The 13,495-nt window shown below is 69.7% G+C and carries 13 protein-coding genes; 11 read left to right on the top strand and 2 right to left on the bottom strand.

The window, feature by feature from the left end:
- The first annotated feature begins 232 nt into the window (after positions 1 to 232).
- The 3 genes from GVN21_RS05330 (at position 233) to GVN21_RS05320 (ending at position 2,611) form a co-directional block, all read left to right on the top strand.
- On the top strand, positions 233 to 1,705 hold the full coding sequence (locus GVN21_RS05330) for a M20 family peptidase (protein WP_166573684.1): 1,473 nt from the start codon (positions 233 to 235) through the stop codon (positions 1,703 to 1,705).
- 181 nt (positions 1,706 to 1,886) lie between these two features.
- Positions 1,887 to 2,327: a VOC family protein gene (locus tag GVN21_RS05325; protein WP_166573683.1), complete on the top strand. Its 441-nt coding sequence runs from the start codon at positions 1,887 to 1,889 to the stop codon at positions 2,325 to 2,327.
- The gene (locus GVN21_RS05320; protein ID WP_166573682.1) at positions 2,327 to 2,611 is read left to right on the top strand and encodes a hypothetical protein; all 285 of its coding nucleotides are present in this window, start codon (positions 2,327 to 2,329) and stop codon (positions 2,609 to 2,611) included. Before GVN21_RS05325 ends, GVN21_RS05320 begins: the two co-directional genes overlap by 1 nt.
- A 4-nt stretch (positions 2,612 to 2,615) precedes the next feature.
- On the opposite strand, the gene GVN21_RS05315 is transcribed toward GVN21_RS05320, so the two are convergent.
- On the bottom strand, positions 2,616 to 3,290 hold the full coding sequence (locus GVN21_RS05315) for a Crp/Fnr family transcriptional regulator (protein WP_166573681.1): 675 nt from the start codon (positions 3,288 to 3,290) through the stop codon (positions 2,616 to 2,618).
- 177 nt (positions 3,291 to 3,467) lie between these two features.
- Here GVN21_RS05315 and GVN21_RS05310 point away from each other — a divergent pair, with 177 nt between their 5' ends.
- From GVN21_RS05310 to GVN21_RS05295, 4 genes are all read left to right on the top strand, one after another.
- Positions 3,468 to 5,678: a TonB-dependent receptor gene (locus GVN21_RS05310; RefSeq protein WP_166573680.1), complete on the top strand. Its 2,211-nt coding sequence runs from the start codon at positions 3,468 to 3,470 to the stop codon at positions 5,676 to 5,678.
- A gap of 72 nt (positions 5,679 to 5,750) precedes the next feature.
- Positions 5,751 to 7,136 carry an acyclic terpene utilization AtuA family protein gene (locus GVN21_RS05305; protein WP_166573679.1) on the top strand — a complete coding sequence of 462 codons (1,386 nt, stop codon included), beginning with the start codon at positions 5,751 to 5,753 and terminating at the stop codon, positions 7,134 to 7,136.
- Complete coding sequence (locus tag GVN21_RS05300) at positions 7,123 to 7,428, top strand: DUF4387 domain-containing protein (RefSeq protein WP_166573678.1); 306 nt, start codon at positions 7,123 to 7,125, stop codon at positions 7,426 to 7,428. Before GVN21_RS05305 ends, GVN21_RS05300 begins: the two co-directional genes overlap by 14 nt.
- A 5-nt stretch (positions 7,429 to 7,433) precedes the next feature.
- Entirely contained in the window at positions 7,434 to 8,780 is a 1,347-nt protein-coding gene (locus GVN21_RS05295; RefSeq protein ID WP_166573677.1) for a citrate:proton symporter, read from the top strand.
- On the opposite strand, the gene GVN21_RS05290 is transcribed toward GVN21_RS05295, so the two are convergent.
- Positions 8,781 to 9,020, bottom strand: coding sequence for a DUF2188 domain-containing protein (locus GVN21_RS05290; RefSeq protein ID WP_166573676.1), 240 nt, complete (start codon positions 9,018 to 9,020; stop codon positions 8,781 to 8,783).
- 150 nt (positions 9,021 to 9,170) lie between these two features.
- On the opposite strand from GVN21_RS05290, the gene GVN21_RS20520 reads away from it, so the two are divergent.
- The 4 genes from GVN21_RS20520 to GVN21_RS05270 are packed head-to-tail and all read left to right on the top strand — an operon-like array spanning position 9,171 to position 13,328.
- Positions 9,171 to 11,072: a hypothetical protein gene (locus GVN21_RS20520; RefSeq protein WP_205689938.1), complete on the top strand. Its 1,902-nt coding sequence runs from the start codon at positions 9,171 to 9,173 to the stop codon at positions 11,070 to 11,072.
- A gap of 35 nt (positions 11,073 to 11,107) precedes the next feature.
- Positions 11,108 to 11,968, top strand: a complete 861-nt coding sequence (locus GVN21_RS05280) for a TIGR01459 family HAD-type hydrolase (protein ID WP_166573675.1) — start codon at positions 11,108 to 11,110, stop codon at positions 11,966 to 11,968.
- An 11-nt stretch (positions 11,969 to 11,979) separates the two neighbouring features.
- A complete protein-coding gene (locus GVN21_RS05275) occupies positions 11,980 to 12,399 on the top strand; it encodes a MaoC family dehydratase (protein ID WP_166573674.1) in 420 nt (139 codons plus the stop codon).
- Positions 12,396 to 13,328: a bifunctional riboflavin kinase/FAD synthetase gene (locus GVN21_RS05270; RefSeq protein ID WP_166573673.1), complete on the top strand. Its 933-nt coding sequence runs from the start codon at positions 12,396 to 12,398 to the stop codon at positions 13,326 to 13,328. Before GVN21_RS05275 ends, GVN21_RS05270 begins: the two co-directional genes overlap by 4 nt.
- The last annotated feature ends 167 nt before the right edge of the window (positions 13,329 to 13,495 follow it).

Here is a 13,495-nt window from a genome sequence, read left to right as displayed (position 1 = left end):
TCACCACCCCCCCCTCCGTCATCCTCGGGTTTGTCCCGAGGACCCATTCGTCCGCCGCACGAACCGCAAGGGTGGGGTCGCGGCCGGGACCCCAGGGCAACCGTTCGCGGCAGCTTGCCGATGGGTCCTCGGGACGAGCCCGAGGATGACGGATTGGGGGAGGGTGCCGACAAGGATGACTCTCCCCTCTCCACCCCCTAACCTGCCGGACCAAATCCCTGGGGAGGGCGTCATGAAGCTTGTTGGGAAGGTCGCGCTGGGCGCGGTCGCCATCGTTGCGGTGCTGGTCGCGGTGGTGCTGGTCCGCACCTTCACCTGGAAGCCGCCGGCGGCGGTCGACCTCACCACCGTCACCCTGGCCCAGGCCCCCGCCATCGACCAGGCCCGCGCCGCCCAGCGGCTCGGGGAGGCCATCCGCTTCAAGACCATCTCCAACCAGGACAAGGCCGCCAACGACTGGGCCGAGTGGGACAAGCTCCACGCCTGGCTGGCCGCCACCTACCCCGCCGCCCACGCCGCCATGACCCGCGAGATCCTGCCCAACAAGGCCCTGGTCTATACCTGGACTGGCAGCGACGCGGCGCTCAAACCCATCGTCCTGATGGCCCACCAGGATGTGGTGCCGATCACTCCCGGCACCGAGAAGGACTGGAAACACGCTCCCTTCGGCGGCGAGATCGCCGAGGGTTCGGTTTGGGGCCGGGGCGCCATCGACGACAAGGGCAGCCTGGTCGCCATCTTCGAGGGCCTCGACGCCCTGGCCGCCTCCGGGTTCAAACCCAAGCGCACGGTGATCATTGTCAGCGGCCAGGACGAGGAGGTCGGCGGCACCGGCGCCCAGGCCGCCGCCGCCCTGCTGACCAGCCGGGGCATCAAGGCCGACTGGGTCCTCGACGAAGGCTCGGCCGCGATCACTGAACACCCGATCACCGGCGGCCCGGCAGCGATCATCGGCGTGGCGGAAAAGGGCTACGCCACCCTGCGCATCACCGCCCGCGCCCCTGGCGGCCACAGCTCCGCCCCGCCCAAGGAGACCGGCGTCGCCACCCTGGCCAAGGCGATCACCGCCATCAGCGAGGACCCATTCCCGCTGAAGCTCTCCGGTCCCGGCGCCGACATGGTCCGCGCCCTCAGCGGCGAGGCGGGCTTTGTCATGCGCATGGCCCTGGCGAACGAGTGGCTGTTCGGCCCGCTGATCAAGGCCCAGTTCGCCCAGACCCCGGCCGGCGCCGCCCTGCTGCACACCACCATCGCCCCGACCATGCTCAAGGGCAGCCCGAAGGAAAACGTCCTGCCCCAAGACGCCACCGCCTGGATCAACTACCGCATCGCCCCCGGCCAGACCCGCGACGCCGTCATGGCCCGCGCGAAAGCCGCCGTGAAAGGCCTCAACGTCGAACTGGCCTGGGAAGGAAGCCCCAACAACCCCTCGCCCGTCTCCCCGACCGACACCGACGGTTGGCGCGTCATCGCGGCTCTCGCCTCGGACGGCGGCAAGCTGCCCGTCGCCCCTGGCCTGGTCGGCGCCGGGACCGACAGCCGCTACATGACCGGCGTCTCCGACAACATCTACCGCTACCAGCCCCTTCTGGCCTCGCTGGACACCTTCGGCATGATCCACGGGACGAACGAGCGGATGACGCTGGATAACCTCAGCCGCATGACCACCTTCTACGCCCGGCTGGTGGCCACGGCGGCGGGGTAGGGTCCAAGGTGACTGTCTTCCGGCGCAGCTGGATGACTGTCACCGTCCAGCGCCGGACGGTGACAGTCACGCTTCGCGAGACAGTCACCAAGCCAGAAAATTGTCGAGTGTTGTCGGGACTCCCGCTCCCGGTCCGTCCTAGGCTCGACCCCGGCTGATCGGGACAGTGAGAGGACCCCCCATGCGCATGATTTTCGTCAACCTGCCGGTCAGGGACGTCCAGGCCAGCCGCAAGTTCTTCGAGGCCCTGGGCTTCGAGATCAACGAGCAGTTCTGCAGCGAGGACAGCGCCTGTGTGGTGTTCGCAGAGAACGCCTACGCCATGCTGCTCAGCCACAAGCACTTCCAGAACTTCATCAAGGGCGACATCGCCGACACGTCCAAGGGCAAGGAGGTGCTGACCTGTCTCTCCTGCGAGAGCCGCGCCGAGGTCGAGGCGCTCAAGAAGAAGGCTCTGGCCGCTGGCGGGTCCGACTGGGTGGCGCTTCAGGACTACGGCTTCATGTACGGCGACAGTTTCCTCGATCTGGACGGCCACGTCTGGGAGCTGATGTGGATGGACCAGGAAGCCGCCGCCCGCGGCGACCACATGGACATCGAAATCAACCCGGCCGGCGCCTGATGAACGAGAAGGTCGAAGTCGAGAACGTCAACCATCCCGGCAAGACCGAACGGGTTGACCGGGCCAAGTATGAGGCGATGCGGGCGGCCATGCTGGCCGCCCTGCCGTCCGGCGGCGCTTCCCTCAACGCCGCCGAGCTGAAGGCCGCCATCCTGCCGGCCCTGCCGGACGCCCTGTTCCCCGGCGGGTCCACCGCCGGCTGGTGGCTCAAATGCGTCCAGCTCGACCTCGAGGCGGGCGTCATCGGCCGCGAGGGCAAGCCCCTGCGCTTCCGCCGCACCTGACCCCTCACGCCACCCGCGACAGCTTCCCGAGATCCCGGATGATCCAGCGACCCATATGCTTGTCCAGGATCCCGGCCGCCTTAAGGGCACTGATCTCCCGCTGAACGCTCTGGCGGGTGACATCGAAGTGGTCGCCGATGTCGCTCTGGGTGATCGGCACGCGGATGGTGCAGCTCTGCCCGACCCGGGCCTCGCCGCAGCGCTGGGCCAGGCTTTCGAACAGGATGGCGATCCGCTTGCCCAGCCGGTGGTTGGCCCGCATGTCGCGGCTGGCCATCTGCCGCGAAATCGAACCGGCGAACTTGCGGCACAGCGCCTCCGGAATTTCCGGATGGGTCCGGTAGAGCGCCCAGAAGTCCTCCGCGCTCAGCACCCGCACCCGGCAATCGGTCATCGCCAGGGTGGTGTGGTGATAGGGCCGCCGGGCGATCACCGCGGTCTCGGAGAAGCAGTTGCCGGGCGAATAGATGGTGATGATCGACTGGCGCCCGTCCTCCAGCAGCCCGACCAGCTTCACATAGCCGCTCTCCATCTGGTGCATGCGGCTGGGCGACTCGCCCGCCCGCTTCAGCGGCTCGCCGGCCGCGAAGTCGAGCGTGGTCATCCGCTCACGAATCGCGGCCGCCACGGTGGGCGGCAGCTCGGCGATCCAGTTCTCGTCGCTGGTGATTCCGTTCATGGCGGCGTCTTGGGCGCGTTTCCCCTTGATAGGCTTTGACCATACCCCGTCCGGCTTGGGGCGAAAATTTCGCGGAATGTAAAAAAGGTGTCACGGCTTTCGGGCCTCCGCCCGCCACACCTCACGCCAACGAGCCCAGACGGCGTCCAACGCCGCGGCATCGGGAGGAGGATAACCATGAAACACCGCAAGACCCTGCGCACCCTGCTGTGCGCCGCCACCGCCCTGTCCGGCGCCGCCATGGCTGCGCCCGTTCTGGCCCAGGAGGCCGAGCCCGCCGCCGTCGAGCCCGCCGCCGTCGAGGAGGTGATCATCACCGCCCGCAAGAAGGCCGAGTCCCTGCAGGACACCCCGGTCACCGTCACCGCCTTCAGCGGCGAGAAGCTGCAGGAAGAGGGCATCACCGACTTCCAGAAGCTGGCCGACGCCACCCCCGGCCTGACCATCGACGCCTTCCCGCGCGCCGCCCCGCGCCCCTTCTTCCGCGGCATCGGCAGCAGCAACCAGAGCGCCGGCGGCGATCCCAGCTCCGTCGCCTTCCTGGACGGCGTCTACCTCGGCCGCGGCGCCATGCTGGCCGTCGACACCTTCGACCTGGAGCGGGTCGAGGTGCTCAAAGGTCCGCAAGGCACCCTGTGGGGCAAGAACGTGGTCGGAGGCGCGGTCAACTTCGTCACCGCCCGGCCCCAGCCGGAGTTCCTCGGCCGGGCCGCGGTCACCGTCGCTGAGTTCGACCAGCTCAACGCCAACCTGATGCTGAACATCCCGTTGGGCGAGTCCGTCGCCTTCCGGGGCTCGCTCGGCCGCCAGTACAACGAGGGCTTCCGCAAGAACACCAACACCGGCGAGGGCCTGGACGACGACAACCGCTGGAGCGGCCGCGCCCACCTGTTGGTCGATGTCGGCGCGACCTCCAGCCTGCTGTTCAGCGCCGACTACGTCACCGACGACCTGGCCGGCGGCGCCCGTTTCAACCTGCGCCCACGCGGCGACCGCGATATCGACAAGCCCCGCAACGCCAACCCCGACCGGCCGGGCTTCATCGAACGCGACACCGGCGGGCTGAAGGTCGAGTACAACACCGATGCGCTGGGCTGGGCCTCGCTGACCGGCATCGCCAGCTGGCGCACCCTCGATTACGACAGCTCCGAGGACCTCGACGGCACCGACGTGGCGGGCAACGCCGCCGCCGGTCTTGGCCCGGTCACCGGCCTGCAGGTCCTGGCCAAGGAGGAGGCCGACAGCTACTCCACCGAGTGGCGGATGGCCTCGCGCGGAGACGGCCCGGTCAGCTGGACCGCCGGCCTCTTCTACCTGAAGGACGAGGTGCGCCGGGAGCGGGAGACCGAAACCGCCGCCGTCGATCTCACCGAAAACCGCTTCATCGGCGAGAACACCACCAAGAGCTTCGCCGCCTTCGGCGAGGTCGAATACGGCTTCGACTTCGGCCTCAATCTGTTCGCCGGCCTGCGCTACACCGACGAGGAAAAGGAATACACCGTCACCCGCCTGACCGGCGCCCAGAGCGCCCCGACGGTCAACTTCACCACCCGCGGCAATCCCGGCGTCAGCAGCGAGCAGATGGTCACCTGGCGGGTCGGCGGCGACTGGCGGTTCAACGAAAACGTCTTCGCCTTCGCCAGCGTCTCCACCGGCTTCAAGTCGGGCGCCTTCCAGGAGCAGCCCAACGTCGCCACCGCCCGCATCCCCACCGATCCGGAAGAGGTGATCAACTACGAGGCCGGGGTGAAGACCGACTGGTGGAACCGCCGCCTGCGCGCCAACGCCTCGATCTTCCTGGCCGAGTACACCAACCTCCAGACCATCCAGTCCGTGCCTGACGCCAGCGCCGGCCCGGGTGGGGCGACCATTGTCACCGACACCGGCGATGCGACCATCTTCGGGGTGGAAACCGAGTTCCGCTTCGTCCCGGACGACCACTGGGAGGCCGGCCTCAGCTACACCTATCTCGACGCCACCTTCGACAGCCTGATCCAGACCTCGGCCATCCTGGCCGACGGCACCCCGGTCCGGGCAGACCTGGCCGGCAACCGCCTCAGCCGCACTCCGGAACACGCGGTCAGCGCCGACGTCAGCTACACCACCAGCGAATTCTCCTGGGGCTGGGTGAAGCTGGGCGTCTCGGCCAACTATGAGAGCGAGGTCTTCGACGACAATGCCAACGACTTCGTCGAGTACCGCAAGGCCCGCACCCTGGTGGACGCCAGCGTCACCTGGCACTTCAACGACAGCTACAGCCTGCAGCTCTGGGGCCGGAACCTGACCGACGTCGAGTACCGGACCCACCAGGTGGAGACCGGCGGCGGCTTCTTCGTCCAGTACGGCCCGCCCCGCCAGATCGGCCTGACCCTGACCGCCGAGTTCTAGAGACTGTCCTCCCTACGCCATCCCGACCCCCGGTCGGGATGGCGGTTCTTTGTTTGCGTCGCGGAGCCTGCCATGCCCACCCCCGTCAAGGTTCTCGTGCCCTCCGGCGTCCTCGGCTCCGGCTGCCCGGAAGACGCCTTCCAGCGCGGCGTATCGCTAGGCCCGGACGCCCTGGCCGTCGACGGCGGCTCCACCGACTCCGGCCCCTACTACCTCGGCGCCGCCGTCTCGAAGATGACCGACGCCGCCACCAAACAGGATCTGCGCCAGCTGATGCTGGCCCGCGACCGGCTGGGCGTGCCCCTGATCGTCGGCTCCTGCGGCACCAGCGGGACCAACGCCGGCGTCGACTGGATGGCCGGCCTCTGCGAGCAGATCGCGGTGGAGGAGGGCCTCACCGCCAAGGTGACCCTGGTCTATTCCGAACAGACCGCCGCGGGCCTCGCCCCCTATCTCGCCAACGGCGCCATCACCCCCCTGCCGCCGATGGGCGATCTTGCCCAATCGCGGCTGGACGAATGCGACCACATCGTCGGCCTGCTCGGCTACGAGCCCCTGGCCAAGGCCATCGCCGAGGGCGCCGACATCGTCCTGGCCGGCCGCACCACCGACACCGCGGTGATCGCCGCCGTGCCGCTGATGCGCGGCCTGCCCGCCGGGGCCAGCTGGCATGCGGCCAAAACCAGCGAGTGCGGCGGCCTTTGCACGGTCCACACCCGCCGTGGCGGCGTTATCCTGACCATCGACGACGAAGGCTTCGACATCGAACCCCTGGCCGCCGACAACGCCTGCACCCCCTTCACCATCTCCGCCCACCTGCTCTACGAGAACGCCGACCCCTACCGGCTGACCGAGCCCGGCGTGGTGCTCGACGCCCAGGGGGCCAGCTATGCGGCGCTGGACGCGCGCAGCGTCCGCGTCACCGGCTCCCGGGCCGAGGCCCGGCCCTACACCATGAAGCTGGAGGGCAGCGGCGCCGCCGGCTTCCGCACCATGGTCTTCACCGCCATCGCCGACCCGAAGATCATGGACCGCATCGGCGACTGGCTGGACCGGCTGGAAACCTTCCTGCGCGAGGGCATCGACCGGGTTCTGCGCATCCCCGCAGTCGACTACCGGCTGGACCTGCGCCCTTACGGCTGGAACGCTCTCGACCCCCGCCACGGGCCGACCGATCGGCCGCCGCTCGAGGTCGGGCTGATGGTGCTGGTGACCGCCGCCACCCAGGCGCGGGCGACCGAGATCGCCAAATACTGCAACCCCTACCTGCTGCATTTCCCGCTGAACCAGGACGACCCGCTGCCCAGCTTTGCCTTCCCCTTCTCGCCGGCCGAGGTGGCGCTGGGGCCGCAGTACGAGTTCAAGCTCAACCATGTGGTCCATCTCGCCGACCCCTGCGAGCTGGCGACCACGCGCACCTTCGTCGCCGGCCTGGGAGAGTTCCATGTCGCCGCTTAAGGACGTGGCCCGCTACGTCCGCTCCAAGAACGCCGGGCCCTTCTGGGTGACCATCGACGTCTTCTGCGACGACCGGGCCGCTTACGAGCGCCTCTGCGCGGCCCCGGCCCTGGGCGCGGTGGCCATCGCCGACCTCTACGGCGTCGGCTCCAACCAGGTGCGGATCTTCCACGATGACAATCTGAAGGTCCTGAAGATCTCCTTCCCCCGGCCCATCGCCCAGGGCTCGACCGAGGATGTGGACTCCCACGCCGGCCAGCAGTTCGTGCCGCTGCTGTCGGTCATGGTCTGAGCGCCATGAGCCTCGCCCTGCTCGGCTTTGCCATGGTGGCGGTGTTCATGACCCTGGTCATGACCCGACGGACCTCCGCCGTGGTCGCCCTGATCGTCGTGCCGGTCATCTTCGCCCTCATTGCCGGGGCGGGGGTCGATACCGGCCCGATGATGCTCAAGGGTCTGGTTCAGACCGCACCCACGGCCATCATGCTGATGTTCGCCATCCTCTACTTCGGGGTGATGGTCGACGCCGGCCTGTTCCAGCCCCTGGTCCGCCGCATCGTCGGCTGGGCGGGCGAGAACCCGGTCAAGCTGATGCTCGGCCACGTCGCCCTGGTGGCTATCGTGGGGCTCGATGGAGACGGGACCACCACCGTGCTGGTCACCGTCTCGGCCCTGCTGCCGGTCTATCGCAAGCTGGGAATCAACGTCCTGAAGTTCGCCGTCCTCGGCTCGATGACCTTCATCCTGATGAACATGAGCCCCTGGGGCGGACCCGCCGCGCGGGTGGCCGCCTCGCTGAAGATCGACCCTTCCGAGCTGTTCGTCCCCATGCTGCCGGTCGTGGCCGTAGGCCTGCTGTCCGTCTTCCTGCTGGCCTGGCGCTTCGGCCTGGCCGAACGCCGCCGCCTGGCCGCCGCCCCGCCGGCGCCTGTTCCTCAGGAAGACGCCCCCCGCATCGACGACGCAGCCCTGGCCGGCGCCTTCCAGAGCGACACGGCGGCCCTGCGACCTAGGCTGATCTGGGTGAACTTCGCGCTCACCGCCGTCTTGATGGTCGCCGTGGTCATGCGGCTCGCGCCCCTGCCGGCCCTGTTCATGGGCGGCGTCGCGCTGGCGCTGATGATCAACTATCCCCGCCTGGCAGACCAGCGCGAGCGGCTCCTGGCCCACAGCGGCAATGTGCTCAGCGTCGGCATCCTGGTCCTGGCGGCGGGCGCCTTCACCGGGGTGATGACCGGCACGGGGATGATCGGGGCCATGGCGAACAGCCTGCTCACCGTCCTGCCGCCGCAGGCCGGGCCCTACCTTGGCCCGATCACCGCCCTCATCAGCATCCCGGCCAACTTCCTGCTGTCCGCCGACGCCTGGTACTTCGGGGTCCTGCCGGTGATCTCGGAGACGGCCGGTCACTACGGCGTCACCCCCGAACAGATCGGCCGCGCCTCCTTGCTGGGCGGGCCGGTGCACAGCCTCAGCCCGCTGGTCGCGGCCGTCTACCTCAAGTGCGCCCTGCTCGACATCGAACTGGCCGAGCTGCAGCGCTACGCCTGGAAATACGCCCTGGCCCTCTGCGGGGTGCTGATCGCCGCGGCCCTGCTGTTCGGGGTGGTGCCGCTCGCGGCGGCGCCGCTGGCGGCGGGCTGATCAGCCCTCGACGGCGGTGTCCGGCCGGTCGCCGCCCAGCGCCAGCTCCTCGCGCCACTCGCCCTTCTCGTCCTCCCAGGTGATCGCTGCGGTCTCACCGCCGACCTGCTGCTCTGCCGCCGCCCGCCGCGCGGCGGCCGCCGCCTCGTCGTGGCTCCGAAAAGTCTCCGAATAGGTGCCATCCACCTGGTAGGCCCAGCCGCCGTCATGCTCGACGATGTGATAGGTGACCTTGGTCATGGGGGCTCTCCTCAGGCTCTCCTGGCAGTAAGACGCCCGGCGGGCGACGGTTGCAATCATCCGATGGTTTCACCCGGGTAAAAGTCCGCCGCTGGCTTGCGGCTTGGCGCCGGTCGGCTAGGGTCGGGCCGAGTATTGGGGGAGTCAGCCGTGGCCAGAGCCCGGAAACCACAGGCGGAATCAGGGGTAGAGGCGGCGGCCAGACCGGCGCTGACCACGGTCGATCCGATCGAGCTGGCGCTCGACGCCGAGGCGCGCGGCGCCCCGGCCGACGGCCCCGCGCAACGGGTGCTGCGCAAGCACGAGAAGCTGATCGACTGGCAGATCGCCGGCCAGCGCGCCGGGTTCGCCCTGAAGGTGCTGACCGGCCTGGCCGGGCTGGCGGCGGCCTTTGTGGTCGGCTGGGCGGTCTGGGACGCCTCCCGCTACCAGGGGCTGGTGGTCCAGGCCTTTTCGGCCCCGCCGGACCTGGCGACCCGGGGCGTGACCGGCGAGGTGATCGCCGGGAAGCTGCTCGACGAGCTGGTCCGCATGCAGGCCGGCACCAACTCCGTCCGCGCGGCCGGCAGCTACGCCATCGACTGGGGCGACAAGGTCGAGGTCCAGATCCCCCAGACCGGCGTCTCCATCGGCGACCTGCAGCGGATGCTCCGCGAGCAGTTCGGCCGCGAGACCCGCATCTCCGGCGTCGTCTACCGCCTGCCCGACGGCCGGCTGTCGGTCACCGCCCGCACCGGCGGCGCCGCCGGCGAGACCTTCGTCGGAACCGAGGCGGAGTTCGACAGCCTGGTGCTCAAGGCCGCCGAGAGCGTCTACGGCCAGACCCAGCCCTACCGCTACTCGGTCTATCTGAAGACCACCGGCCGCACCGAGGAGGCGGTCAAGGTGCTGGCCGCCTTCCAGGGCCGCAAGGATATCGAGGCCGCCTGGGCCCTGCGCGGCTGGGCCTATATCGATATGGACGCCGGTCGCCCGCGCGATGCCCTGGCCAAGATGCGCCAGGCGAACGCCATCGCCCCGGATACGGCCGCCTTCCTCTACACCCTGCACCAGGCGCAGGCCCGGCTGGGCCACGAGGAGGCCGCCCTGACCTCCCTGCGCCGCGCCAAGCAGCTGTTCCGCAGCGGCCGCAGCAAGGAGATCTCGCCGGACGGCCTGGCCACCATGGTCTTCCTGCTGGACAGCCAGGAAAAGGCGCTGACCGGCGACTATCGCGGCCTGGCCGAGATGGAGCGACCCAACGAGGGCTTCGGCCTCGGCGGCCAATCGGCCGTTATCGACAAGGCCATGGCCTGGGCGCCGGCTCATGAGCCCGAGAAGGTGATGGCCCTGCTGGCCATGCAGCCCCTGTGGAACGACAGCGATCCGCTGCACCGGCTCAATGACGGCCGCCACCACTATGCGCTCGCCGCGAGGCTGACCGCCGCCGGGGACTGGGCCGCCGCCGTCCCCCATTTCAGGGCCGCCTGGTCGGGGATCGAGGCCGTGGCCGGCGCGGAATCGACCAAAAGTTTCGTCGGCTCCCCGATCGCCGAGGCCCTGGCGCGCACCGGTCGTCTGGACGAGGCGCGGGCGATGCTGGCCGGCATGCCGGAGGACTGCGACGAGTGCCTGCGGACCCGCGCTACCGTCGCGGCGCTGGCCGGCGATCGGGCGGGGTCCGACCGCCTGTTCGCGCGGTTGATCGCGCGGGCCCCGTCGATTCCGGCCGGTTATGTCGCTTGGGGTGAGGCGCGCCTGGCCCGTGGCGAGGCCGCCGAGGCGCTCAAGCTGTTCCGCCAGGCCGCTGAGCGCGGCCCCCGCTGGGCGGACCCGCTGAAGCTGGAGGGCGACGCCCTGATGGCGCTGGGGCGCGGCGGCCAGGCCCGCCAGGCCTACGCCCGCGCCGCCCGGCTGGCTCCCCGCTGGGGCGCCCTGCACCTGGCCTGGGGCGAAGCCCTGGCCAAGGCGGGCAAGGCGGACGAGGCTCGTCGGACATGGCGGCTGGCCGCCGGAATGCTGCTGTCTCCCGCCGACCGGACGCGGCTCAACGCCCGCCTCGCCGGTCGCTGATTGACGCCCCCGGCCCCAGTCGTTAGCCCAGCCCCATGACCGACCTGCCCACCGGCCTTTCCGCCCTGCGCGACCGCTACGATGTCCTGCTCTGTGATGTCTGGGGCGTGATCCACAACGGCCGCGAAAGCTGGCCGGACGCCTGCGCGGCCCTGGTCCGCTGGCGGGCGGAGGTTGGCCCCGTGGTGCTGATCTCCAACAGCCCGCGCCCTTCCAAGGACGTGGTCGCCCAGCTCGACAGCCTGGGCGTCCCCCGCGAGGCCTGGAGCGCCTTCGTCACCAGCGGCGACGCCACTCGCGCCCTCCTGGCTCCCCGCGCGCCGGGCCCGGCTCTGAAGATCGGCCCCGACCGCGACTGGCCCCTCTATGACGGCCTGGGCGTGGTCTTCGGCCCGGTGGAAGAGGCGACCTTCGTGGCCGTCACCGGCCCCACCAACGACGAGGTCGAGACGCCGGAGGACTACCGCGCGTCTCTCACCGCCGCCGCGGCGCGCGGCATCCCGCTGATCTGCGCCAACCCCGACCGGGTGGTCCAGCGCGGCGACAAGCTGATCTACTGCGGCGGCGCCCTGGCCGATCTCTATGAGACCCTGGGCGGCGAAGTCCTCATGGCCGGCAAGCCCTTCACCCCGATCTATGAGCTCAGCCTGGCGGAGGGCGAGGCCCTGCTCGGCAAGCCGCTGGACCGCTCTCGCGTGCTCTGCATCGGCGACGGGGTGATCACCGACGTGAAGGGCGCCAACGACCATGGTCTGGACTGCCTGTTCATCGCCAAGGGCATCCATGGCGTGAAGGCGCTGGGCGCCGACGGAAAGCTCGACGCGGCCAAGGTCGCCGTCCTGCTGGACGAAGAGGGCGTGACGGCCGCCCACGCCATGGCCGATCTGGTGTGGTGAAGGAGACAACGATGCAGGGCCTGTTCCTCGAAGATCTGACCATCGGCCAATCGGCCGAAATGACCCGCACCGCCGACGAGCGGACCATCCAGCTGTTCGCCGAGGTCAGCGGGGACGACAACCCGCTGCATTTGGACGAGGCCTATGCGGCCACCACCCAGTTCAAGGGCCGCATCGCCCACGGCATGCTGTCGGCCGGCTACATCTCCGCCGTGATCGGCACCCAGCTGCCCGGCCCGGGCTCGGTCTATATGAGCCAGACCTTGAGCTTCCGCCGCCCGGTCCGGGTCGGGGACGAGGTCCACACCGTCTGCACCATCAAGGAGATCGACCTGGAGAAGGCCCGCGCCACCATCGACACCGTCTGCTCGGTGAACGGCAAGGCGGTGCTGACCGGCGAGGCCCTGATCCTGGTTCCCCGGCGCGGATGAGCCTGAAGATCGTCCATGGCTGGAAGTCGCTGGACCCCGCCGACCGCGGCGCGGCGGTGGCGCTCGGCAACTTCGACGGGGTGCACCTGGGCCACCAGGCGGTGATCGCCCAGGCCGCTGCGGCGGCCCGCCAGAGCGGCGCGCCGCTGGGGGTCATCACCTTCGACCCGCACCCCCGCCGCCTGTTCCACCCGGACGAGCCCAGTTTCCGCCTGATGACCCTGGACCAGCAGGCCCGCGCCCTGGAAACCCTCGGCGTCGAGCGCTTCTACGTCCTCAACTTCGACTTCGAGATGGCCAGCTTCTCGGACCGCGAGTTCGCCCAGTTCGTGCTTCATGAGGGCCTAGGCGTCGCCCATGTGGCCGTGGGCTTCGACATCAGCTTCGGCAAGGGCCGCACCGGTAGCCCAGCCCTGATGAAGGCCTACGGCGAGGCCTTCGGCTTCGGCGTCTCGGTCGCCGAGGCGGTGGGAGAGGGGGAGGGCAAGTTCAGCTCCACCGGCGTGCGCGAGGCCCTGCGCGACGGCCGTCCCGAACTCGCCGCCGCAATCCTCGGCCGCCCCTTCGCCATCGAGGGCGTGGTCCGCCGGGGCCAGCAGCTGGGCCGCCAGCTGGGCTTCCCGACCGCCAACGTCTTCATGGCCGACTACGTCACCCCCCGCCTGGGCGTCTACGCGACGAGAACCCGCCTGCCCGGCGGCCGCCTCCTCCCCGGCGTCGCCAACATCGGCAACAACCCCACCACCGGCGAGGTCGAGACCCGGCTGGAAGTCTGGATCTTCGATTTCGACGAGGACCTCTACGGCCAGGTCATTGAAACCGAATTGGTCGCCTTCCTCCGGCCGGAGGAGAAGTTCGGGTCGATCGAGCTGATGGTCGAACAGATTCACCGCGACGAGGCGGCGGCGCGCCAAATCTTGGCCAGCTAGCCTTCGCTCTCCCCCATCGCAGATGGGGGAACCATCCTCTGGCGAGCGCTGCAAGCGAGCCAGACCGAGGGGGTCCCCACCGGCGGTGGAATGCCAATTCCCGACCGCCGGCGCTGCCCCGCCTCCTGGTCCGTCGCTATCGCTCCAAACCGTCCTCCGCCCCCTCT

It is taken from the genome of Caulobacter sp. SLTY, from assembly GCF_009905535.1.
Lineage (GTDB): Bacteria > Pseudomonadota > Alphaproteobacteria > Caulobacterales > Caulobacteraceae > Caulobacter.
Note: the sequence above shows the minus strand (reverse complement) of the source record. Positions and strands in the feature narration are given on the sequence as shown.

Bases quoted from the DNA above. Each gene is read 5' to 3' on its own strand.
- GVN21_RS05330 (WP_166573684.1), top strand. From the start codon at position 233: ATGAAGCTTGTTGGGAAGGTCGCGCTGGGCGCGGTCGCCATCGTTGCG.
- GVN21_RS05325 (WP_166573683.1), top strand. From the start codon at position 1,887: ATGCGCATGATTTTCGTCAACCTGCCGGTCAGGGACGTCCAGGCCAGC.
- GVN21_RS05320 (WP_166573682.1), top strand. From the start codon at position 2,327: ATGAACGAGAAGGTCGAAGTCGAGAACGTCAACCATCCCGGCAAGACC.
- GVN21_RS05315 (WP_166573681.1), bottom strand. From the start codon at position 3,290: ATGAACGGAATCACCAGCGACGAGAACTGGATCGCCGAGCTGCCGCCC.
- GVN21_RS05310 (WP_166573680.1), top strand. From the start codon at position 3,468: ATGAAACACCGCAAGACCCTGCGCACCCTGCTGTGCGCCGCCACCGCC.
- GVN21_RS05305 (WP_166573679.1), top strand. From the start codon at position 5,751: ATGCCCACCCCCGTCAAGGTTCTCGTGCCCTCCGGCGTCCTCGGCTCC.
- GVN21_RS05300 (WP_166573678.1), top strand. From the start codon at position 7,123: ATGTCGCCGCTTAAGGACGTGGCCCGCTACGTCCGCTCCAAGAACGCC.
- GVN21_RS05295 (WP_166573677.1), top strand. From the start codon at position 7,434: ATGAGCCTCGCCCTGCTCGGCTTTGCCATGGTGGCGGTGTTCATGACC.
- GVN21_RS05290 (WP_166573676.1), bottom strand. From the start codon at position 9,020: ATGACCAAGGTCACCTATCACATCGTCGAGCATGACGGCGGCTGGGCC.
- GVN21_RS05280 (WP_166573675.1), top strand. From the start codon at position 11,108: ATGACCGACCTGCCCACCGGCCTTTCCGCCCTGCGCGACCGCTACGAT.
- GVN21_RS05275 (WP_166573674.1), top strand. From the start codon at position 11,980: ATGCAGGGCCTGTTCCTCGAAGATCTGACCATCGGCCAATCGGCCGAA.
- GVN21_RS05270 (WP_166573673.1), top strand. From the start codon at position 12,396: ATGAGCCTGAAGATCGTCCATGGCTGGAAGTCGCTGGACCCCGCCGAC.